A 20905-nucleotide genomic window follows, 5' to 3' on the forward strand; every position below is an offset into this window, starting at 1 on the left:
TGCCCGAAGGCGGCGCGGCAACCGGTGCGACTTCGTCGGCGAACGGTTACCTGCCGGCTACCTTTCGTCGGCCACCGCGGGCAGCAGATGCAGGGTCACCGGCCAGCGCGCCGGGGCCGGCCCGAACGCGATGCGGGCGTTGCCGACGATCTTCTTGCCCATCAGCCGGTTCCCGCCGCCGCCCACCGCGGCGCCGATGCCGACCGGAAGCATCTTGCCCAGTGCCATCGCGCTGCGCTTGATGGTGAAGCGCTTGACGAAATAGCGCATCAGACGGGTATTGAGCTGCGACACCAGCGGCAGCGGCAGCATCTCGGCGCCCTCGGCCAGCCACGCGCCGTTGGTCCGGCCCGGGCCGACCAGCTCGGCGATCGCGCCCTTGCTGTCCTCGCCGACGAGGACGGCCAGCACCAGCGCCTGGCGCCGCTCCCGCTCCTCGAGCGGGATGCCGTGCACCTCGGCGACGGCCAGCACGAAGACCGCCGTGGCCTCCAGGAACACCAGCGTCTCGCCGGCCACCGCCGACAGGGCTGCCAGCGTTCCGATCCCCGGGAACGCGGCGGCTGAGCCGACCGCGGCGCCGCTGGCCATCACCCCGGCCAGGTAGCGCTTCTCCAGCTTGGTGACGATCTCGGCGGGGGTGGCCGCGGGATTGAGTCGGCGAAGCCGCGCGACGTACGCCTTGACCGCAGGCGCCTGCGCCCGGGTACCGCGCTCGAGGATCTGGGACAGCACCCGAGCTGACATCGCCGGATCGTCGTCGATCGTGGCCGGCAGGTTCTCCGGTGACGTGCCCCGTCGGCGGAGTTTCATGCGGGTGCCTTCCTCGTTGTGGCGTGACCTCCAGGCTAACGAACGAGGACGCCCGAAACGTGCCCTGCAGTGATCCCCGTCACCACGGGGGTGGATCGGTGCAGGAGGAACAAATACTCAGAAGGCGGCGCTGTCGATGAGCATGGCAACATCCCGGACAGTGACCACGACGCGCAAGTCGCCCGCCGCCGCATCTCCGGCGGTGCCGAGCCGGACCCGGATGATCGTGATCCTGGGTGCGCTGGTGGCACTGGGACCGCTGACCATCGACATGTACCTGCCCGCCTTGCCGCGGATCGCCCAGGAACTCGGGGTGTCGTCGTCGGTGGCGCAGCTGACGCTGACGGGCACGCTGGCCGGCCTGGCGCTCGGGCAGCTCATCGTCGGCCCGCTGTCGGACTCACTGGGCAGGCGCCGGCCGCTGATCGCCGGAATCGTCGTGCACATGCTGGCCTCCCTGATGTGCCTGCTGGCCCCGAACATGGCGGTGCTCGGTATCGCCCGCGGGCTGCAGGGCATGGGTGCGGCCGCGGCGATGGTGGTTGCCGTGGCGGTGGTGGGCGATCTGTTCACCGACTCGGTGGCGGCCACCGTCATGTCCCGGCTGATGCTGGTGCTCGGGGTGGCCCCCGTGCTGGCCCCGTCTCTCGGTGCCGCGGTGCTCCTGCACGCCAGCTGGCATTGGGTGTTCGCGGCGCTGATCGTGTTGGCCGGGGGACTGCTCGCGATGGCGGTGCTGGCGCTGCCCGAGACGCTCCCGCCGTCACACCGTCGCCCCCTGGCGCTGCGCTCGATCCTGGCCACCTACGCCGAGCTGTTCCGCGATCTGCGGTTCGTGATCCTGGTTCTGGTCGGGGCGCTCGGTATGTCCGGTCTGTTCGCCTACATCTCGGCGGCGCCCTTCGTGCTGCTGGGTCGGCACGGCCTCGATCAGCAGAGCTTCGCGCTGATCTTCGGTGCGGGCGCGATCGCGCTCATCGGCGCCACGCAGTTCAACGTGGTGCTGCTGCGCCGCTTCACCCCGCAGCGCATCATGGTCACCGCGCTGGTGGCCGCCGCGCTGGCCGGGGGTGTGTTCATCGCCCTGGCGGCCACCCACACCGGCGGCCTGGCCGGGTTCGTGGTGCCGGTGTGGACCGTGCTGGGCATGCTCGGCTTCGTCATCCCCAACGCCCCTGCCGTGGCGCTGTCCCGCCACCCCGATGCCGCGGGCACCGCCGCCGCGCTGCTGGGTGCCGCGCAGTTCGGCGTGGGCGCGGTGATCGCGCCGGTGGTCGGTCTGCTGGGCAACGACGAGATCGCGCTGGCGGTGGTGATGACCGCCGGTGTGTCGATCGCCCTGCTGGCGCTGCTCGTCGCCGGCGGCGGCCCCGCGCGGGCCGAGGCTTAGCCCGCCGAGCTGTTCTCGGCGTAGCGCAGCACGGCGGCCACCCCGTCGGCCGGGTCCAGCCGCTCGTCGACGCGCACCAGCGCCGCGCCGGTCGCCACCGCCAGCAGCGGCAGTGCCTCGTCGGCGCGCAGGGTGCGCTCGGGTGCACCGCCGAGGCCCGACAGCGTGTCGGCGTCCGGTGCCACCATCGCCAGATCGGTGTCGGCGACTACGGTGGCGTCGCCGATCTCGCCGATGATCAAGGTCTCCACGGCGCCGTCGCGCAGTGCGGCCGTCACGTCGGCCAGACCCGCCACGGCCAGCCCGGTACCTTGGCCGGCCGCGAAGCGCTGGGCGGCGTCGTCGATGGTGGCCAGCCGTCGCTTGAGGAACTCCTGACCGATCTCGTGGTGCACCTCGGCCTGGTCGGTGCCGGCGGCGCGGCCCCCGCCCTGCAGCTGCACCACCTTGTCAGCGGCCCGCTCGGGCAGGGCCGAGGCCAGCTCGGCGCGCGCGCCGGCCTCACCCTCGATGAACACCAGCTCGGCGTCGGTGTCGTCGAACAGGTGCGTGACGCGGTCGGCGACGGCGCGGATGTTGTTGCGGACGGCCTCGTCGACCCGCGGCTGTGCGCCGCCGAATTCGTGCTCGGCCGACTTGGCCTTGTGCACCGGGTGGCCGTCGCCGTGCACGGTCTCGTTGCTCACCCGGCCCGCGCTGTGCACGGTGATGTCGGCACCGATGTGGTCGACGGAGACCACCAGATAGTTCGTGTGCAGCAGGCCGTGCTCGACGATCGGGACCAGATAGGGCAGTTCCGACACCCGCAGGATCGTGGCGGTCGGCGGCCGGATCAGATGCTCGTCGGTGACGATCGCACCGCCCGCGGCGATCACGGCGCGGCCGCTGCGGCCAACCGGCGGGTGTGCACCGCGCACCGCGGCGTCAATGGCCTCGATCACCGACGTGTCGACGGAGTGCTCCTCGAGATGCTTACGCACATCGCGCAGCCGCGCGTCGAGTTGGGCTGCGGCGTCCCGGGTGTCATGCGAGTCGTCGAAATAGAGCGATACGAAAGGGCCTTTCGCATCCACGAGCGGGCGAAAGCGTTCCGAAAGCATGGTGTCTCCTCAGCTGTTTTGGCGGTCCTGTGTCGGTTCTCCACGGGGACCAGATCCCCCGACAGCTGTCCTTCTCCAACCTACGCGCGAGTACCGCCGTGGCGTAGCCACAGCGGCGGTCGATAGTCTCGATCGGGCATCGCAGTTGGTTTTCTGGCGAAGAGACCCTGCAACGACGATGACGTCAGCCAATGGCTCGATCCGTCGCGCGCAGCCGAAACGAGGTGTGGAGATGACCAGGAGCATGGCCGGCCGCCAGCCGGACGTGGACTTGGCCGACCCGCCCGGTGCACCGGTCAATCCGTGGAACGCGCTGTGGGCCATGATGGTCGGCTTCTTCATGATCCTGGTCGACTCGACGATCGTGGCGGTCGCGAACCCCAGCATCATGGACGCGCTGGAGATCACCGACTACGACACCGTCATCTGGGTGACCAGCTCCTACCTGCTGGCCTACGCGGTGCCGCTGCTGCTGGCCGGACGACTCGGTGACCGCTACGGACCGAAGAACCTCTATCTGGTCGGTCTGGCCCTGTTCACGGTGTCGTCGCTGTGGTGCGGCCTGTCCGGGTCGATCGACACGCTGATCACCGCACGCGCGGTTCAAGGTCTGGGTGCGGCGTTGTTGACGCCGCAGACGTTGTCGACCATCACCCGCATCTTCCCGGCGCAGCGCCGCGGCGTGGCGATGAGCGTCTGGGGTGCCACCGCAGGGGTGGCCACCCTGGTCGGCCCGCTGGCCGGCGGGGTGATCGTCGACCACCTCGGCTGGGAGTGGATCTTCTTCGTCAACGTGCCGGTCGGCCTGATCGGACTGGCCCTGGCGGTGTGGCTGGTGCCCACGTTGCCGACCAACAAACAGCACTTCGACCTGCTCGGGGTGGCACTGTCCGGGCTCGGGATGTTCCTGGTGGTGTTCGGCCTTCAGGAGGGCCAGAGCCACCACTGGGCGGCCTGGATCTGGGCGGTCATCGTGGCGGGAATCGGCTTCTTCGCCGCGTTCGTCTACTGGCAGTCGATCAACCGCAACGATCCGCTGATACCGCTGGAGATCTTCGCCGACCGCGACTTCAGCCTGTCGAACCTCGGTGTGGCCGTTATCGGTTTCGTGGTCACCGCGATGGTGCTGCCGGTGATGTTCTACGCCCAGGTGGTGTGCGGGCTGACGCCCACCCGCTCGGCGCTGCTGGTCGCGCCGATGGCGGTGACCAGCGGTGTGCTGGCGCCCCTTGTCGGCCGCATCGTGGACAACACCCATCCGCGTCCGATCATCGGGTTCGGGTTCTCGGTGGTGGCGATCGCGTTGACCTGGCTGTCGATCGAGATGACGCCGTCGACCCCGATCTGGCGGCTGGTGTTGCCGCTGGCCGCGATGGGGGTGGGTATGGCGTTCATCTGGGCGCCGCTGGCCACCACCGCGACCCGTAACCTGCCGCCGCGGCTGGCCGGCGCGGGCTCCGGGGTCTACAACGCGACGAGGCAGGTCGGCTCGGTGCTGGGCAGCGCGGGGATGGCCGCACTGATGGCGGCCCGGATCAACGACGAGTTGCCTGCGGCTCCCGCCGGTGCCCCGCCGGGCGAGCTGGCGGTGCTCAAGCTGCCGTCGTTCCTGCACGAGCCGTTCGCGGCGGCGCTGTCGCAGTCGACTCTGCTGCCGGCGTTCGTGGCGCTGTTCGGGATCATCGCGGCCCTGTTCATGCTCGGTGGGGCGCCCCGGCGGATCGCCGGCCCGAGCCGCTCGGGTGCCGACGAGGTGACCGACCGGATCCCGGCCTACTACGACGATGACGACTACATCGAGTACGAGGTCGACCGGGAACCGATCTTCACCGACGTGCCCGAGGTGGTCGACGACGAGACCGAGCAGATCGTGTGGCGACGTCCGGTCGAGCCGCTGCACGTGCCGGTCGTCGAGCCGATCGGCTTCGCCCACAATGGCTTTCATGTTGACGAGGACCACTTCGCGCCGCTGGACAGCGTGCGCCCGACCTTCGCCGAGGTGTTCGCCGACGATGACGAGCCGGCGACGATCGCCGAGGACTTCCCGCTGTGGACGGTGCCGGAGGCCGCTGCGAACTCAGAACCGGAGCCGCTGTCGCGGCATCGCCTCAGGGACGCCGGTGAAGCGCCCCGCGCACGGCATTTCCGCGAAGACTCCGGCGACGCCGAGTCCTACGGGCGCCACTCCCTGCGCGACTGACGCGTCTGTCAATTTCCCGGTTGCGTGCGCCTGCGTGCCGCTAGCCTGACTGCTGGTCGCACGGGTGCACGCCCGAGGATCGAAAAGAGCGCCAGCATGAACCACTTTGACAATCTCCGAGTCGGTGTCGCGGTGCTCGCGACGGCCGGTATGGCCGGCTGCGCGTCGGGCGGCCGCCCCACCGCCGAGACGTCACCGGGCACGCCGTCGACGGTCGCCGCCCCGACCCCCACGGCCGCCACGGCGACCGGCCCCGGCGCCGACGGTTCGCTCACGGACGTGCCGTGGCCGCAGGTCGGGCCGGGCTGGACGCTGGCGCAGTGGAGTCCGGAGCAGAATGCCGGTGCGACATTGTATTTGGTGGATCCGGCGGCAGACCGCTACGCGATCACCACCTTGGAACGGGGCACCGACGTCGAGCTTGTCGACTGGTCCGGCGACGGCAGTCACGCGCTCTTCGCCCCGGCGGCGGTCACGCCGTCGTCGGCGATCTCGGTGGACCTGCGCACCGGTGCGCAGAGCGCCGTCGCGCTGTCCGGTTACCCGCGCTACACCCGTCCGGACGGTTTGGCGCTGCTGGTGTCGACGGAGTTCAACGGCAAGAAGCCGGGCACCCTGAAAAGGATTGACCTGCAGGGCAATCCGCAGCTGGCGTACCCGACCGAGGATCTCGGTGGGGCGGGGCCGTTCAGTGGCGAATACGCGGCGTCGCCCGACGGCACGCAACTCGTCCTTGGCACGGCGAACCTCGGAAACGAGCTCGTGCCCAGGACCGACAACAGCCTCGTCGTGCTGGGTAACGACGGCACGGTGATCCGGCGGCTGGCGGCCCCGATGCCCGAAGCCGTGTGCAAGCCGGTGAAATGGTGGACGCCGCAGACACTTCTGGCCCAGTGCGTCGCTGAGAAGGGTTCGGCCAACCAGTTGTGGGAGGTGCCCCTGGACGGCGGTGCACCAACCGCGCTCACCGCGGTCAACTCCGGGCAGGGCGACGACCCGGCCTTCAAGGGCGATCTCGGCGACGTGGACGCCTGGAAGCTGCCGAGCGGTGTGTTCCTGCAGTCGCTGGGCGCGGGCTGCGATCGCTTCCTCTCCCGGCTGACCTCCGACGGACACACCACCCGCGTGCAGGTTCCCGACGTGGCCGCCGGCGCGGTCGTGACCGGCGCGACCAACGGCCGCCTGGTCCTGCGCGATCAGAAGAACTGCCGCGGAACCACGTCGCTGGTGAGCTTCGACCCGGCGACGAACACGTCGACCGTTCTGCTCGGCCCACCGGTCAACGGGGGATCGGTCAGCCAGTCGATGCTCTACCGGAGTGCGGATTCCTGAGCATGTGCGGGCCGGCACCCGCGTGCTCGTTCTTCCCGGGCAAGGATTATGCTCGCCAGAAAAGAGAACAACGTTTCCAGCGAGGAGAACGATGGGCCAGAAACGCGCGTTGACCGACCGTACTCTGGTGGTATCGGGCGGCAGCCGCGGTATTGGCTTGGCGATCGCGCAGGGCGCGGCCCGCCACGGCGCCAACGTCGTGCTGCTCGCCAAGACGGCCGAGCCGCACCCAAAGCTGCCCGGGACGGTGTACACCGCCGCAGCCGAGATCGAGGCTGCCGGCGGGAAAGCCGTTGCAGTCGTGGGCGATGTGCGCAGCGAGGACGATGTCACGCGTGCTGTCGAGGCGGCGGTCGAGCACTTCGGAGGGGTTGACATCTGCATCAACAACGCCAGCGCCATCGCCACCGACCCCTCAGAGTCGCTGTCAGCCAAGAAGTTCGACCTGATGCAGCAGATCAACATCCGCGGCACGTTCCTGCTGACCAAGGCCTGCCTGCCGCACCTGCGCAGATCGCCGAACGCACATGTGGTCACCATCGCGCCGCCGCTGAACCTCAACCCGCACTGGCTTGGCGCCCACCCGGCCTACACGCTGTCGAAGTACGGCATGACGCTGCTGTCGATGGGCTGGGCCGCCGAATATGCCGGCACCGGAATCGGATTCAGCTGCCTGTGGCCGGAGACCTACATCGCCACCTCGGCGGTGGCCAACTCGCCCGACTTCGAGAAGGCGATGGCGTCGTCGCGCAGCCCGCAGATCATGGCCGACGCCGCCGTCGAGATCCTGACCTCGCCGGGTGCGGAGGTCAACGGCGCCTGCCTGATCGACTCCGATGTGCTGCGCGCTGCGGGTATCGAGGATCTGTCGGCCTATGGCGGCGGGGACAACCCGATCGTCGATATCTTCGTCGACCGCTAAGTTCAGCTGACCGGCAGCAGGTCGGGGTAGTCGGTGCGCACCGGCCGGCCGTGACTGAAGAACGTCTCGAACGGGGCCACGACGGTGGCGCCGGCGCCGGCTGCGGATAAGGCCTGTGCCTTGAACATTCTTGCCGCCGAGCTCAATTCGTGGCGAACCGCCGCCCCGCGGCTGCCCAGGGCGGGAACCCAGGGTGCACCCCAAAGGGTGACCTCGCTGCGCGACGACCGTAGCGCGGCCCCCACCGCCTCGCGGACACCGTCGTCGGCATCGCACAGCGGCCCCGACACGGCGAGCGCTCGACTTGGCGGCCTGTCGCCGCACAGCGACTCCGCTGCCGCGGTCCGCACGCCCAGAATCCGCAGCGGAGCCGCGTCCACACCGTCGGGCACCGCGACGGTGACCTCCCAGCCCGCCATCACCCGGTCGAACAGCCAGCCGCCTGCGCCTGTCACGACATCGGCGACATCGGTGCCTAGGACATCGAGTTCGTAGCGGGCGCATCGGGGTGCCCGCTGGCCGCGGGTCGCGACGCCCTCGTCGATGCCGAACACGTCAGCTCTCATGGACCCTCCATCGATCGGCGCACACGCCAACAGCGTGACACTTCAGCGCCATTCTGTAAAGGTCAGGATAGCGCAAAGAAGCGCCGCAGGGCCGCGGCTTGCATGTCGAAGAGCTCCTCGGTGACCGACCATTGCGGGCACAGGGAGTCGAATCCGTGGCAGGTCGCGCCGAAGAGGTGCACATCGGTGCGGACGCCGGCGCGCATCAGCTCGCGGGCGTAGTCCAGTGCTTCGTCGCGCAGCGGGTCGAGCTCGGAGCAGGTGATGAATGTGCTTGGTGCGCCGCTCAATCGGGGGTTACGCGCCGGCACTGCTGCGCCGGTCGGTGGGTGGTCGCCGAGGTAGTGCCGCCACATCAGTGTGGCGGCGGGTCCGTCGAAGCCGGGGGTGGTGCAGAACTCCGCCTTGGCGGGGGTGGGCCGGTCGTCGAGCACCGGCTGATGCAACACGGCGCCGACGATCGGTACGACGTGCTCGGCGGCGCGCTGCGCCAGCCCCGCGGCCAGTGCCCCGCCTGCGCTGCTTCCCGCGACGGCCAGCCGGTCGCGGTCCAGGCCCAGCCCGGCCGCCTGGGTCCATGCCCAGTGCAGGACCGCCATGGCATCGTCGAGGGCGGCCGGAAACGGGTGCTCGGGGGCCAGGCGGTAGTCCACCGACAGCACCGTGCAGCCGCTGCGGCGGGCGAGCTCGACGCACTGGCGGTGGTCGGTGTCGAGGTTGCCGAGGACGAACGCGCCCGAGTGGCAATAGATCACCGCCGGGGACGGTGCCGGCGCGCCGCGGTAGATGCGCACGGTGACCGGCGGCGCGCCCTCGCGCTCAACGGTGGCCTCGGCGATCTGCACACCGACGGTGCCGACGGCTGCGACCGACTCACGTCGGCGCTGGTTCAGTGAATCCCGCACGGCGGCAAGGGTGTCCAACGACAAGTCGGTGCGGGCGGCGGCGAACGGGTGCAGTGCGGGATCGAGCCTGCGGACGATCTCGGGGTCGGCGTGTGAGGTCAGCCGATCTGCAGGCACTGACCACCGTCGACGACGAGTTCGGATCCGGTGATGAACGACGCCGCGTCGGAGACCAGGAACGCCACCGCGTCGGCGACCTCGGCCGGTTTTCCCAGCCGGCCGCTGTAGGCGCGGGCGGCCAGGCGGTCGCGGGCGGTCTCGTCGAGCATCGGCGTCTCGATCGGGCCGGGGAACACCGAGTTGACCCGGATACCGTCGCGGGCCAGTTCCGCGGCGGCGATCTGGGTCAGGCCGCGAAGCGCCCATTTCGACGACCCGTAGGCGGCGTGGAACGGGAACGGCCGGATGGCACCGGTGCTGCAGGTGTTGACCACAGCCGCACCCTCGGCGCGGCGCAGGTGGTCAAGGCATGCGGTGATGCCCAGGAAAGGCCCCAAAGTGTTGATCCGCCAGGCACGTTCGAAACCCTGCGCGGTCTCCTCGCCCAGCGGGGCGCGGTGCAGCGCACCGGCATTGTTGACCAGGACGTCGAGCCCGCCGAAACGCTCGACCACCCCGGCGACTGCGGCAGCCCACTGCTGTTCGGAGGTCACGTCCAGCTCGACGGCCAGTACGTCGGGGTCCTCGGCGGTGACCTCGAGGCGGTCGGCGGCGGCCACCAGGAACCCGTCGGCCCGCAGCCGGGTGACGATCGCCGCGCCCTGCCCCCGGGCCGCTCCGGTGACCAGCGCTACCCGGCTCACCGTGGCCCCGCGGCGTCGTCGAGATGGGCGGCGGCTCCCCGCCGGAGCGCCTGTGATTCGGCGGCAAGAGTGATCATCTGAAAGCCCAACGCGGCCAGTTCCTTTCCGGTCTTCCCATCTCCGGCGTGCACACCCGCCACGACGTTCGCGGTGAGCGCTGCCTGCTGTACCCGGGCCATCGCATCGCGCACTGCCGGGTTCGCGGTGGCGCCCGCCACGCCGACGCCCAACGAGATGGCCAGGTCGGCGGGTCCGACGTAGACGCCGGAAAGGCCGGGCACCGAGCAGATCTCGGCGACGGCGTCGAGGCCGCGGGTGGTCTCGATCATCGCGAACACACTGACCCGATCCTGCAGGGCGGCTGGGTCGCGGCCGATGTCGGCCCGCAGCGGCCCGTAGCTGCGCACCCCGGCGGGGGCGTAGCGGGTGGCCGCGACCGCGTCGGCGGCCTGCTGCGGGGTGTCGACCATCGCGACGATGATCGCGTCGGCCCCGGCGTCGAGCACCCGGCCGATCGGTGCGGGGTCGGCCGAGGGCAGCCGGACGGCCGTGGCGATCGGCACGTGCTCGATGCGGCGCAGCATCACCGCCACGTCGGCGTCGTCGAGATAGCCGTGCTGCAGATCGAATCCGATGTAGTCATAACCGGCGCCGGCGAATTCGCTCGGCCCGAGAAACGAGGGCCCGGTGATCCAGCCGCCCCACACCTGCGCCTTGGCGGCCAGCGCGTGCTGCAGCCTGCTGCCGGTCATGAGTCCACGATCGCGATCTTGACCCGTCCTGGCGTTGGGCGGCAGGCGAATTCGAAGGCGTCCTGGACCTCGTCGACACCGAAGGTGTGGGTGACGTACATGCCGAGCAGATCGGGGTGCGCGCGGGCGAACGCGTCGGCGGCGTCGAGCACGCGTCGACGATCCAGCGTGACACCCGATTTCAGGGTCAGGTTGTTGCGCAGCATGGTGCGCATGCTGATCGGGTAGCTGTCGTCGTCGGGCACGCCGAAGTAGAACACGGTGCCGCCGAACGCCGCGGCCTGCACCGCGTTGTTCAGGGTGGCGACCTGATGGCCAACCGCTTCGATGACCACGTCGGGCCGGTCGTGGGGCGACAGGTGCGTCACCCACCGGTCGCTGGTGGACCGGACCACGGTGTCCACGCCGAACTTCGCGCCGATGTCGTCGCGGTAGATCGGGTCGACACCGGTGACCCGTGCGGCGCCGAACGCCTTGGCCACGTAGGAGAACAGCAGCCCGATGGAGCCCTGCCCGATCACGGCGACATGCTTGCCGGCCAGCGACGGGAGTTGTTCGACGGCGTAGAGGATGCAGGCCAGTGGCTGCAGGCCGACGGCGTGGGCGGGGGACAGGGCGCTGTCGTAGGGGGCCAGCCCGTCGCCGTCGGACACGACGTACTCCATCAGACCGTCGAAGCCGGAGGCCCAGCCGACCACCAGGTCACCGACCTGGTGGCGCGGGTGGGCGGAGGCGATCACCTCGCCGGCGATCTCGTGAATCGGGAAGCCGGCCATTTCGGCGGCCAGCGCTCCGGTGTCGCCGGGCAGTCGGCCCTGGACGCCTTTGAAGCCCGGCAGGTCGCTGCCGCAGACGCCGGCTGCCAGGAACTTCAGCAGCACCTGGCCGTCGCGAAGCGTGTCGGGATCCGGTGCGGGGAGGGTGACCTTCTCGAAGGTGTACGGCGCGACGAGGCGATAACACCACGTTGACAATGGCACGCCAGCAGCGTGACACTCGTGCGATGTTTTGTAAAGGCGCGCCATGAGTGTCCTCGAGTCGGAACCGGTCCGGACAACCCTACTGGCCGAAGGGTTCTGCTTCGGTGAGGGTCCGCGCTGGTTCGAGGGATTGCTGTGGTTCTCGGACATGCTCGGCGAAGCGGTGCACACCGTCAGCTTCGACGGCTCGGTGACCACGGTCGCGCTGCCCGGTCACGCCCCGTCCGGCTTGGGGTTCCGGCCTGACGGAACCCTGCTGATCGCCTCGGCCGAAGCCCGGGTGATCCTGGGCTACGACGGGGAGACGGTCACCGAGGTGGCCGACCTGTCGGCGGCGACGCCGGCGAGCCTCGGTGACATGGTCGTCGACGGCCGCGGCCGGGCCTATGTGGGCTCCCAAGCCCGCGAGCATGGCGTGATCGTTCGGCTCGACCCGGACGATTCGGTGCGAGTCGTCGCCGCTGACCTCGATTTCCCCAACGGCATGGCGGTCACGCCCGATGGCGCCACCCTGATCGTGGCCGAGTCGACCGGCCGACGGCTGAGCTGTTTCGGCATCGACGGTTACGGCGACTTGTCCGGGCGCCGGGTCTTCGCCGACGGACTCGACGGTCCGCCGGACGGGATCGCACTGGACGCCGACGGCGGGGTGTGGACGTCGATGACGCTCGCCCACCAGTTCCAGCGGGTAGTGGCCGGCGGTAGCGTCACCGACCGGATCGACATCGGGGAGCGGGCCGCGATCGCCTGCATGCTCGGCGGAACGGATCGCCGCACGCTGTTCCTGTTGTCGAGTGCCGACGCGTACCCGGCGCGGATGGCAGGAACGCGGACGTCGCACGTTCAGACCGTCCGGGTCGAGGTCGCAGGGGCGGGCTTCCCCGCAATCGAAAGGTGAGCATGACCGACAGCTACTACGAACTCGTCGACCCCGCCGATCCGCGAGGGGAGAAGTTCCGGGCCACCGACATGGTCCGCAGTACGTGGTCGTCGCACATTCAGCACGGCGGGCCGGTGTCGGCGTTGTTGGTGCGGGCCATGGAGCACTGCGCGCAGCGCGACGACACCCGGCTGAGCCGGGTGGTGGTCGACCTGCTGGGCGGGGTGCCTGCCGACGGTGATCTGTGGGTCAGCGCCGCGATCGAACGGGGCGGCAAGCAGATCGAGTTGGTCAGCGCGGTGATGTTCGGGCAGGGCCCTGACGGGGTGCCCCGGCCGGTCGCTCGGGCCAGCGGCTGGCGATTCCAGACGGTGCCCACCGAGGACCTGCTCAGCGCGCCGGTGCTGCCGCTGGCGCCGCGGGAGGCGGGCGTCAACCGCAACCTGGCCGAGAAGTTCGACCCGAACTACGTGCACAGCACCGAATGGCTGTGGCTGACCAAGCCGCTCGCGCCCGGGCCGGGGGAGTCGTGGCTGCGGCCACGGGTGGATCTCGTGCACGGTGAGGAGATGTCGCCGATGCAGCGGCTGTTCGCGATTGCCGACTGCGCCAACGGAATCGGCTCGAAGATCGACATCACCAAGTACACCTTCCTCAATACCGATCTCGCGGTGCACGTGCACCGGGTGCCGGCCGGGGAGTGGGTCGGGATCCGTTCGGAGACCAGATACGGCCCGGACGGCGTCGGTACCACCGTGGGCACCTTGTTCGATGACAGCGGGGCTGTCGGCAGTATTCAGCAGTCGGTTCTGGTGCGGCCTCGACAGTAACCTCACGGCGGCAGAACCCGCGTTTTACCGCCGTGAGGTTACTGTCGCCGATCAGTCGAACAGCACCGCCGGGTTCAGATACCCGGTCGGGTCGAAGGCGGCCTTGATGGTGCGCATCGCGGCGATGTCGGCAGGTTCGCGCGACATCCCGAGGTAGGCCCGTTTGCGGCTGCCGATGCCGTGCTCCGAGCTGACGTTACCGCCATGGGCGGCAATGAGTTTCATCATCGCGGCGTAGAGATGGCTCTCCTGCTCGGCGTCGCAGCGCAGCACGTTGAGGTGCAGGTTGCCCTCGCCGATGTGGCCGAAGAGGATCGGGATGGCCTGCGGGGCAAGCTCGGCGACCAGTGCCGCGGAGTCGGCCGCGAACGCCGGGACGGCCGAAAGTGGCAGCGAGACATCGAATTTCAGCGGCGGCCCGAATAGACCGACGATCTCAGCCGTCGACTCGCGGACCTGCCACAGCCGCTGCTGGGAGCCCGCGTCGATGCCGACGGCGGGCTCGTCGGCCAGATCGGCGTCCTCGAGCGCGTCGGCCAGCCGCTCGGTCAGGTCGATCTCGCCTGCCAGTTCGACCAGCAGCAGCCAGTCGCCCTCGACCGGCACCGGCACGTCGAAGTGTTCGGCGGCCAGTACGGCCGCCTGCGCGTCGAGCATCTCCAGCGCCGCGACGGACTCGGTGTCGCGCAGCGCCCGGCCGGTGGCCACCAATGCCTCAAGGTCGGCGAACCCGCACACCGCCGTGACCCGGTGTGCGGGAACCGGATGCAGGCGAAGGTCCAGTGCGGTGATGACTCCCAGCGTGCCCTCGGCGCCGACGAACAGCGCCGCCAGGTCGTAGCCGGTGTTGTCGGCGCGCACCTGGCTGTGCCGGTGCACCACCGAACCGTCCGGTAGCGCGACGTCCAGGCCGATGACCTGTTCGCCCATGTTCCCGTAGCGCACGGTCCGCAGGCCGCCGGCATTCGTCGAGGCCATCCCGCCCACCGTGGCCGAGTCGCGGGCCGCGAGGTCCACCCCGAACAGCAGGCCCGCCGCCGCGGCAGCGCGCTGCACACCGGCCAGCGTCACCCCGGAGCCCACCCGGACGCGGCGGTCGGTCACGTCGACCTCGCCGATCTCGGTCAGGCGTTCCGTGGACAGCAGTACGTCGTCGTGCTCGGGCACGGTGCCCGCCACCAGGGAGGTCCGACCGCCCTGCACGGTCACCGGCACCCCGGCGTCGCGGCATTCCCGCAACACCGCGGCCACCTCGTCGGCCGAGCCGGGCCGCACCAGGGCGCTGGCCTGCCCCCGGTAGCGCCCGGTGTAGTCGACGCTGCGGCCGTCGAGCACGTCGGTGTCGGTGACGACCTGCGCGCTGCCCACGATGGCCTGCAGCCGCTGTGTCAGCGTAGAGCTCATGGCGAGGGTCTATCACACATCGCCAGGAACGCCCCCAACTCCACCAATCCCGCCGGTGTCGACGGCAGGTACTCGGTCAGCATCGCCGAGCGGACGATCACCGCGGCGTACTTGGCCCGGCTCACCGCGACATTGAGCCGATTGCGGTTGAGCAGGAACGAGATTCCGCGCGGCACATCGGCGATTGACGACGCCACCAGCGACACGAACACCAGCGGGGCCTGCCGGCCCTGGAACTTGTCGACGGTGCCTGCCTGCACATCGCCCAGCCCGGCCTGGTCGAGTAGGTGGCGCAGCAGCACCACCTGCGCGTTGTAGGGGGTGACCACCAGCACGTCGGCGGCGGTCAGTGGCCGGGTGCCGCTCTCGTCGGTCCACGCTGCGCCGAGCAGCCGGGTGATCTCGGCGACGATCGCCTCGGCCTCCTCGCGGCTGTCGGTCGAGTTGCCGTCGTGGTCGATGGACAGCACGTGCACGCCGGGCTCGATGCCGTCGAGTCGGCGTGCGGCCGTCGTCTCCTCGACCGAGTGCAGCCGCCCGTCGTAGCTCAGCCGCGACACGGCGGCACACACCGACGGGTGCATCCGGTACGAGCGGTCCAGGAAGTAGCCGAGCTTCTCGGGCAGCGTGTGCCTGCCGTCGACCAGCCAGCCCAGCGCCGAGGCGTCGACCGGCTCGGGATGGGTGCCCTGGCTGACCTGCGGCAGCTGCTGTGGATCGCCGAGCAGCAGCAGGCTGGTCGCCGAGGCGGCCACGGCGATGGTGTTGGCCAGACAGAACTGGCCGGCCTCCTCGATCACCAGCAGGTCGAGTGCTCCCGCCGGCACCCGGTTGCGGTTGGCGAAATCCCACGCCGTACCGCCGATCACGCAACCGGCGTTGTCGGCGATGAACGCCGGGTAGGCAGCCTCGTCGATATCGGTCCACGGCCCGGTACCGCTGTGCTTCTTGGCGACGACGGCCGGGTCGACGCCGGCGCCGATGATGTCGCGAAACAGGTTCTCCACCACGGCATGTGACTGTGCGACGACCCCGACGCGCCAGTGCTGGTCGTTGACCAGGGCGGCGATCACCCGGGCTGCGGTGTGGGTCTTGCCGGTGCCCGGCGGGCCGTGCACCGCGATGTAGGAGCAGTCCAGCGACCGCAGTGCGGCGGTGATGTCGGCGACGCAGTCGCCGGTGCGCGGCAGCGCCCCACCGGTGCGGGGCGGGCGGCGCAGCAGGATGTCGACGACCGCCGACTGCGGCAGCACGGGCAGGCCGTCGGCGATCTGCGCGGCGGTGGCGTCGATCGACTCGCGCAATGCCTTGGTCGCAAACGGCGCACCCGGGGTGAGTGCGAACGGGAGGCGCTCATAGGGGCCGCCGTGCTTGGGTTCTCGTTCCCTGACGAGCACCTCGGTGGGCGCGGCCGGGTCGTCGCACTCCAGGACGGTCACCGGAGCGTAGGCGCGGCGTTCCGGATCGTCGGACAGGCCCGCCGGTGTCGGCGGATCGTAGAGCGCATACATGTCGCTGCTGAGTTCACCCGCGGCCATCGACCCGGTCAGCCGCAGGCGGCGCTGCGGCTTACGGGCCCGCGGAGGCGTGTGCCAGTCGGTGTCGATCTCAGGCTCGTCGACGAGGAAAACACCTGTGGTGTCGGACCATTCGTCGACGGGACTGTTCAACCGGTCGAAATGGCCCCACCAGAACGGCTTGTCCTCGCGGCGGTGGTAGCCGCGGGCGGCGGCGATCATCGCGACCGCCCGCTGTTCGGGGCTGCGGGCCGAGACATCGTCACCGACGAAGCGTGCCAGCTTCTTGGCGACGTCGTCGTGGACCTCGACCTGTGCGCCCTCGCGCACGCTCTGCGGCCCCAGCGGGGGTACACCGGATTCGAATGCGCGCCGCAGCAACCAGTCTCGCAGCATCCGGGTGGACCGGCAGTCGTAGTGGTTGTAGTCCTCGATCTCCTTGAGCACGTTGGCGGCCTCGTCGGCGCGGTCCTCGGCGAGCAGCTCGCAGTAGCGGGCATACATCGTGATCGAATCCGTCGCGGTGGTGACGTCACCGGTGCGCAGCTGCGCACCCATGTACAGCGGCTCCAGCGACTTGAGGCTGTAGTTGCCGGTGCCGACCCGAATGCTCTTGCGCACCAAGGGATACAGATCGACCAGCACGCCGTTGCGCAGCAGCTCGTCGACTTCGTCCTCACCCTCGCCGTACCGGCCGGCCAGCCGCAGCAGCGCGGTCTTCTCGTAGGCCGCGTAGTGGTAGATGTGCATCTTGGGAAAACGCTTGCGCCGCTTGCGTACCAGGGTCAGAAAGTCGCGCAGGGCCTTGCGTTCGGCGGCGCGGTCATGCGCCCACAACGGCTGGAACTCGTCCTGGGCGCTGAGCACACCGAACATGTACTCCAGGCCCCAGTCGCGCCCATCGGCAGTCCACAGCGGATCGCCCTCGAAGTCGAAGAACAGATCGCCCTTGTCGTGGTCGGGCAGCAGCATCAACGGCTGAGCGTCGACGACCTCGAACGGCGGCTTACCGTCGCGGGGTGCGATCTGCAGGCGGGCCTGACTGCACAGCGCCTGCACGGTGCGGGCGGGCAGATCCGGCACCGGCCCCTCGTGGGCGGCCAGCTCGGTCATGGTGGTGATCCCGGCGTCGATCAGGCGGGCCCGCTGGCTCACCCGGATGCCCGCGACCAGCAGCAGGTCGTCGTGGGCGCGCACCTTGTCCTCGCATTCCGGGCAGCGCATACAGGCCCGGATGGTGTCGTCCTCCCAGCTGACGGCCGCGCCGCCCGCGTAATGGCGGTCCAGCAGGTCCTGCAGCTCGGCGCGCCGGGAGCGATACACCGGAAGAAGCTCGTCGACCCGGTAGGTCATGGTCGTCTGGTCGCCGAGAACCAGCTGCACCTCGTCGTGCACCGGAACCCCGTCGGCGGCCAGCGTCTCGGCGTAGGCGGCCAGCTGCAGCAGCGCCTCGACCTTGACCGAACGGGCCAGCTTGGTGTCGCGCAGCCGGTAGCGGTCGCCGTCGAGCACCAGGAAGTCGGCGAACCCGACGAATCGGCCGTCGAACATCGCCGCCTGATAGATGACCGCCGCGCGGCGCTCGACCGCGCGGCGGGTGGCGTCGGCGGCCGCGGTCAGCCCGGCCAGCGAGTAGGCGGGCCGACCGATCACGGCGACGTCGGCACGCTCCCGCAACTCGCGAAGATGGCGGTGTTCGTGATCGTCACCGAGGGCGGCCGTGCGGGCCAGCAGCTCGTCGGCCGACGAGACCTTCGGGCCGCGTCCGAGTTTCGCGTCGAAGGAGCGCAGCAGCGCATACTCGCATCTTGCGGCCGCGGCGAGATCGGATGCGCTGTAGACGACACTGCCGTCGATGACGAACACAGCCCCACTCTAGGCGGGGGACCCGACAGCTCAGGGGTGCGCGGCGACCGCCGCGACGGCCGGCTTCTGACGCGCGACCAGCAGGGCCTCGAGTTCGTTGGCAGGCAGGGGCGGCGAGAAATAGTTGCCCTGACAGAAGTTGCAGCCCAGCGAACGCAGCCTGGCGACCTCTTCGGAGTTCTCCGCGCCTTCGGCGATCACTTCCATGTCGAGGCTGCGGGCCAGCACCACGATGGTCTTGACGATCTGCAGGCTCTCCATATTGCTCTCCATCCGGGAGATGAAGGAGCGGTCGATCTTGAGCACCTGCAGCGGGAACCGGTGCAGGTAGCTCAGGCAGGAAAACCCGGTGCCGAAGTCGTCCATGCTCAGTTGGATTCCCAACCTGCGCAACCGGTTCAGCACGTCCTCTGCGTACTCCGCATCGTCCATCGTCATCGTCTCGGTGATCTCCAGGCGCAGCTGCGCCGGCCGTACACCGGTCTCGGCGAGGATCGCGCTCACCTGGTCGACAAGGTCAGGCTGGGCGAACTGGCGTGGCGAGAGATTCACACTGACGGTCAGCGGCGGCTGGCCGGGGCGGCAGGCATTCCAGCGGCGCACGGCCAGGCACGCCTGCCGCAGCACCCACATGCCCAGCGGGACGATCAGGCCGGTTTCCTCGGCAGCCCGGATGAACTCGTCCGGGTAGCGCAGCTCGGTCGGCGACGTCCGCCACCGCACGAGGGCTTCGACTCCGACGATCTCGTCACCGGCCAGCGATACGACCGGCTGGTAGTGCAGTTCGAAGGCTTCGTCGCGCACCGCCGCACGCAGTTCGGCGTGCAGGTCGAGGCGGCGGGTCGCCGAGGTCTGCATCGTGTCGTCGTAGAGTTCCGTCCGGCTCTTGCCGCGCAACTTCGCTTCGTACATGGCCATATCAGCGTGCCGCACCAGTTCGTCGGCGGAGCGGTGCTCCGCTGTGCTCATTGCGATGCCGATGCTCGCGCTGGTGACCACCTCGTGCCCCTCGACGCGGAAGGGGTGGCTCAGGACGGCGTGGATCCGGTCGGCGATCGCGACGGCGTCGCCCATGGTGTCGACTCCGCGTACCAGGATCGTGAACTCGTCGCCGCCCATTCGGGCCAGCAGCATTCCGGGTGTGAACTCGGTGGCGCCGCCGGCTAAGTCCCGCGCTCGGACCGAGGCCATCAGCCGGGCAGCCACCTGGGTGATCAGGGCATCCCCGGCCGCATGCCCCAGGCTGTCGTTGACCATTTTGAACCGCTCGAGGTCGATGAACATCACGCAGAAACCCGCCCGGCGGTCCAGGGAGAACTCGCGGAAGGCCTCGTCGACCTCGCGCAGGAAGTGCAGCCGGTTGGGCAGCCCGGTCAGGGCGTCATGCGAGGCGTCGTGCAACCGGTCGTTTGCCCGGTCGCGTTCGATGACGCGGCCCAGCTGGGTGCCCGCTTGGCGGATCATCCGGGTCAGCACCGGATCCTCCGGCATCGGGTTGGGCCCGAAGAACTCCAGCGCGGCGACGACGTTCGGCCCGATGAGCAGCGGGACGGCGAAACCGGCACGCAGCCCGCAGTGCAGCGCGGCCTCGCGCCGGGTGAACAGGGCGGTCATCAGGTCGTCGAGCCACACCGGTGCCGCCGATGCCCACACCCGGCCGGCCAGCCCCTCGTCTTCGGCGAAAATCGCTCCGGCCGTGGCGTATTGGAAGTCCGAGATGTCCAGGCCCGGGGTGGTGTACCAGATGTTGGACGGCCACATGCGCCGGGTCGGGCCGTCCCCGGCGACGATGTAGGCGTGTCCGGCAGACCAGCCGGTGAACCGGCACACGTACTCCAGCGCCGACTTCAGCACCTCCTGAGCCGAGCCGCCCTGGTTGGCCATGATCGTGATCTGCGAGAGGAATTCGAGTTCGCGCTGCTTCTGGTAGAGCTCGCGCAGACCCTGTTCGGCGATGTCCTCGGCCTCGTGCCGGATCCTGGCTTCCCGTTTGAGCCGGCGGCGCAGCCGCGCGTTCTCGGCGGCCAGTGCCGCCAGATCGGTCGTTCCCCGGTTGTCCATCAGCTGTGTCCCTACGTCACCGCGACCGCGACCAGACAGCGGTCGGCGCCGTCGTGCATGCATTCCAGGTGCTCGACGGTCGCGGACTCGCCGTAGTGGTCGCCGGCTCCGAGGATGAAGCCGTGGGCCAGGCTGCACAGCCTGCGCGGTGAGCGGTAGCCGATCAGCAGCGACCCGTCGTCGGGGGAGCTGAAGTCGAAGTGGGGGCAGTAGGCCCCGGCGTAGAGCTTGCGTACTTCGGGGTGGATGACGTCATTGAGGCTGCGCAGAAACGGCACGGTGTGCTCGTGTGCGCTGAAGTAGTCCGGCCAGCGCGTGACCATGTTGGGGATGGCGTGCCGGCCGAACCAGCGCAACACATCCTCGTCCGGGAGGGACAACGCATCCCCGGCGGCGGACACCAACCGGACCATATCAGCGTCGTCGTAGCTTCCCAGCGAAGTGTAAATACCGTCGACGTCGGCGGCGTCGAGCAAATCGTCCCAGGTTTTGTCGCCGTAACTGGCGGACACGACCTCTTCCAGCAAATTGAAGATGACGCCCTTCATGACACCTCCAATGCCTGGCTCTTCCCCTCACCCGAT

17 protein-coding genes are annotated in these 20905 nt (G+C 69.6%); 6 read left to right on the plus strand and 11 right to left on the minus strand.

What is annotated here, in order from left to right:
- Positions 1-57 precede the first annotated feature (57 nt).
- Positions 58-813, minus strand: a complete 756-nt coding sequence (locus HBE64_RS05890) for a hypothetical protein (protein WP_167098998.1) — start codon at positions 811-813, stop codon at positions 58-60.
- Positions 814-955: 142 nt separating this feature from the next.
- On the opposite strand from HBE64_RS05890, the gene HBE64_RS05895 reads away from it, so the two are divergent.
- Positions 956-2203 (plus strand): multidrug effflux MFS transporter, encoded by a 1248-nt coding sequence (locus tag HBE64_RS05895; protein ID WP_167108774.1) that lies wholly within the window; start codon positions 956-958, stop codon positions 2201-2203.
- Here the strand turns inward: HBE64_RS05895 and HBE64_RS05900 are convergent.
- Positions 2200-3303, minus strand: a complete 1104-nt coding sequence (locus HBE64_RS05900; RefSeq protein ID WP_167099001.1) for a hypothetical protein — start codon at positions 3301-3303, stop codon at positions 2200-2202. The two genes, HBE64_RS05895 and HBE64_RS05900, sit on opposite strands and share 4 nt — an antisense overlap.
- A gap of 244 nt (positions 3304-3547) precedes the next feature.
- Between HBE64_RS05900 and HBE64_RS05905 the strand changes: the two genes are divergently transcribed.
- The 3 genes from HBE64_RS05905 (at position 3548) to HBE64_RS05915 (ending at position 7757) form a co-directional block, all read left to right on the plus strand.
- On the plus strand, positions 3548-5503 hold the full coding sequence (locus tag HBE64_RS05905) for an MFS transporter (protein ID WP_243841613.1): 1956 nt from the start codon (positions 3548-3550) through the stop codon (positions 5501-5503).
- Between the two features lie 96 nt (positions 5504-5599).
- On the plus strand, positions 5600-6835 hold the full coding sequence (locus HBE64_RS05910) for a hypothetical protein (protein WP_243841508.1): 1236 nt from the start codon (positions 5600-5602) through the stop codon (positions 6833-6835).
- Positions 6836-6926: 91 nt separating this feature from the next.
- Positions 6927-7757: an NAD(P)-dependent oxidoreductase gene (locus HBE64_RS05915; RefSeq protein ID WP_167099007.1), complete on the plus strand. Its 831-nt coding sequence runs from the start codon at positions 6927-6929 to the stop codon at positions 7755-7757.
- 2 nt (positions 7758-7759) lie between these two features.
- On the opposite strand, the gene HBE64_RS05920 is transcribed toward HBE64_RS05915, so the two are convergent.
- The 5 genes from HBE64_RS05920 to HBE64_RS05940 all read right to left on the minus strand — a co-directional run bounded on the left by HBE64_RS05920 (position 7760) and on the right by HBE64_RS05940 (position 11763).
- Positions 7760-8323 carry a hypothetical protein gene (locus tag HBE64_RS05920; RefSeq protein ID WP_243841509.1) on the minus strand — a complete coding sequence of 188 codons (564 nt, stop codon included), beginning with the start codon at positions 8321-8323 and terminating at the stop codon, positions 7760-7762.
- Positions 8324-8385: 62 nt separating this feature from the next.
- Positions 8386-9345 (minus strand): alpha/beta hydrolase, encoded by a 960-nt coding sequence (locus tag HBE64_RS05925; protein ID WP_243841510.1) that lies wholly within the window; start codon positions 9343-9345, stop codon positions 8386-8388.
- Entirely contained in the window at positions 9327-10031 is a 705-nt protein-coding gene (locus HBE64_RS05930) for an SDR family NAD(P)-dependent oxidoreductase (RefSeq protein ID WP_167099010.1), read from the minus strand. Before HBE64_RS05930 ends, HBE64_RS05925 begins: the two co-directional genes overlap by 19 nt.
- Positions 10028-10783, minus strand: coding sequence for an HpcH/HpaI aldolase/citrate lyase family protein (locus HBE64_RS05935; RefSeq protein ID WP_167099013.1), 756 nt, complete (start codon positions 10781-10783; stop codon positions 10028-10030). Before HBE64_RS05935 ends, HBE64_RS05930 begins: the two co-directional genes overlap by 4 nt.
- Positions 10780-11763, minus strand: coding sequence for a zinc-binding dehydrogenase (locus HBE64_RS05940; RefSeq protein ID WP_243841511.1), 984 nt, complete (start codon positions 11761-11763; stop codon positions 10780-10782). The genes HBE64_RS05935 and HBE64_RS05940 overlap by 4 nt, the downstream gene beginning before the upstream one ends.
- A gap of 43 nt (positions 11764-11806) precedes the next feature.
- Here HBE64_RS05940 and HBE64_RS05945 point away from each other — a divergent pair, with 43 nt between their 5' ends.
- Positions 11807-12661, plus strand: coding sequence for an SMP-30/gluconolactonase/LRE family protein (locus HBE64_RS05945; protein WP_167099019.1), 855 nt, complete (start codon positions 11807-11809; stop codon positions 12659-12661).
- A gap of 2 nt (positions 12662-12663) precedes the next feature.
- Positions 12664-13473 (plus strand): thioesterase family protein, encoded by an 810-nt coding sequence (locus HBE64_RS05950; RefSeq protein ID WP_167099022.1) that lies wholly within the window; start codon positions 12664-12666, stop codon positions 13471-13473.
- 51 nt (positions 13474-13524) lie between these two features.
- Here HBE64_RS05950 and HBE64_RS05955 read toward each other — a convergent pair whose 3' ends face one another.
- Genes HBE64_RS05955 through HBE64_RS05970 form a run of 4 tightly spaced genes read right to left on the minus strand, consistent with a single transcriptional unit; the run spans position 13525 to position 20869 of the window.
- A complete protein-coding gene (locus HBE64_RS05955; RefSeq protein WP_167099025.1) occupies positions 13525-14877 on the minus strand; it encodes an FAD-binding oxidoreductase in 1353 nt (450 codons plus the stop codon).
- Entirely contained in the window at positions 14874-18260 is a 3387-nt protein-coding gene (locus tag HBE64_RS05960) for a TM0106 family RecB-like putative nuclease (protein ID WP_167099028.1), read from the minus strand. The genes HBE64_RS05955 and HBE64_RS05960 overlap by 4 nt, the downstream gene beginning before the upstream one ends.
- A 30-nt stretch (positions 18261-18290) precedes the next feature.
- Positions 18291-20321: a bifunctional diguanylate cyclase/phosphodiesterase gene (locus HBE64_RS05965; protein WP_167099031.1), complete on the minus strand. Its 2031-nt coding sequence runs from the start codon at positions 20319-20321 to the stop codon at positions 18291-18293.
- An 11-nt stretch (positions 20322-20332) separates the two neighbouring features.
- Entirely contained in the window at positions 20333-20869 is a 537-nt protein-coding gene (locus HBE64_RS05970) for a heme NO-binding domain-containing protein (RefSeq protein ID WP_167099034.1), read from the minus strand.
- Positions 20870-20905 lie beyond the last annotated feature (36 nt).

This window comes from Mycobacterium sp. DL592 (assembly GCF_011694515.1).
In the GTDB taxonomy this organism is placed as follows: Bacteria; Actinomycetota; Actinomycetes; order Mycobacteriales; family Mycobacteriaceae; genus Mycobacterium.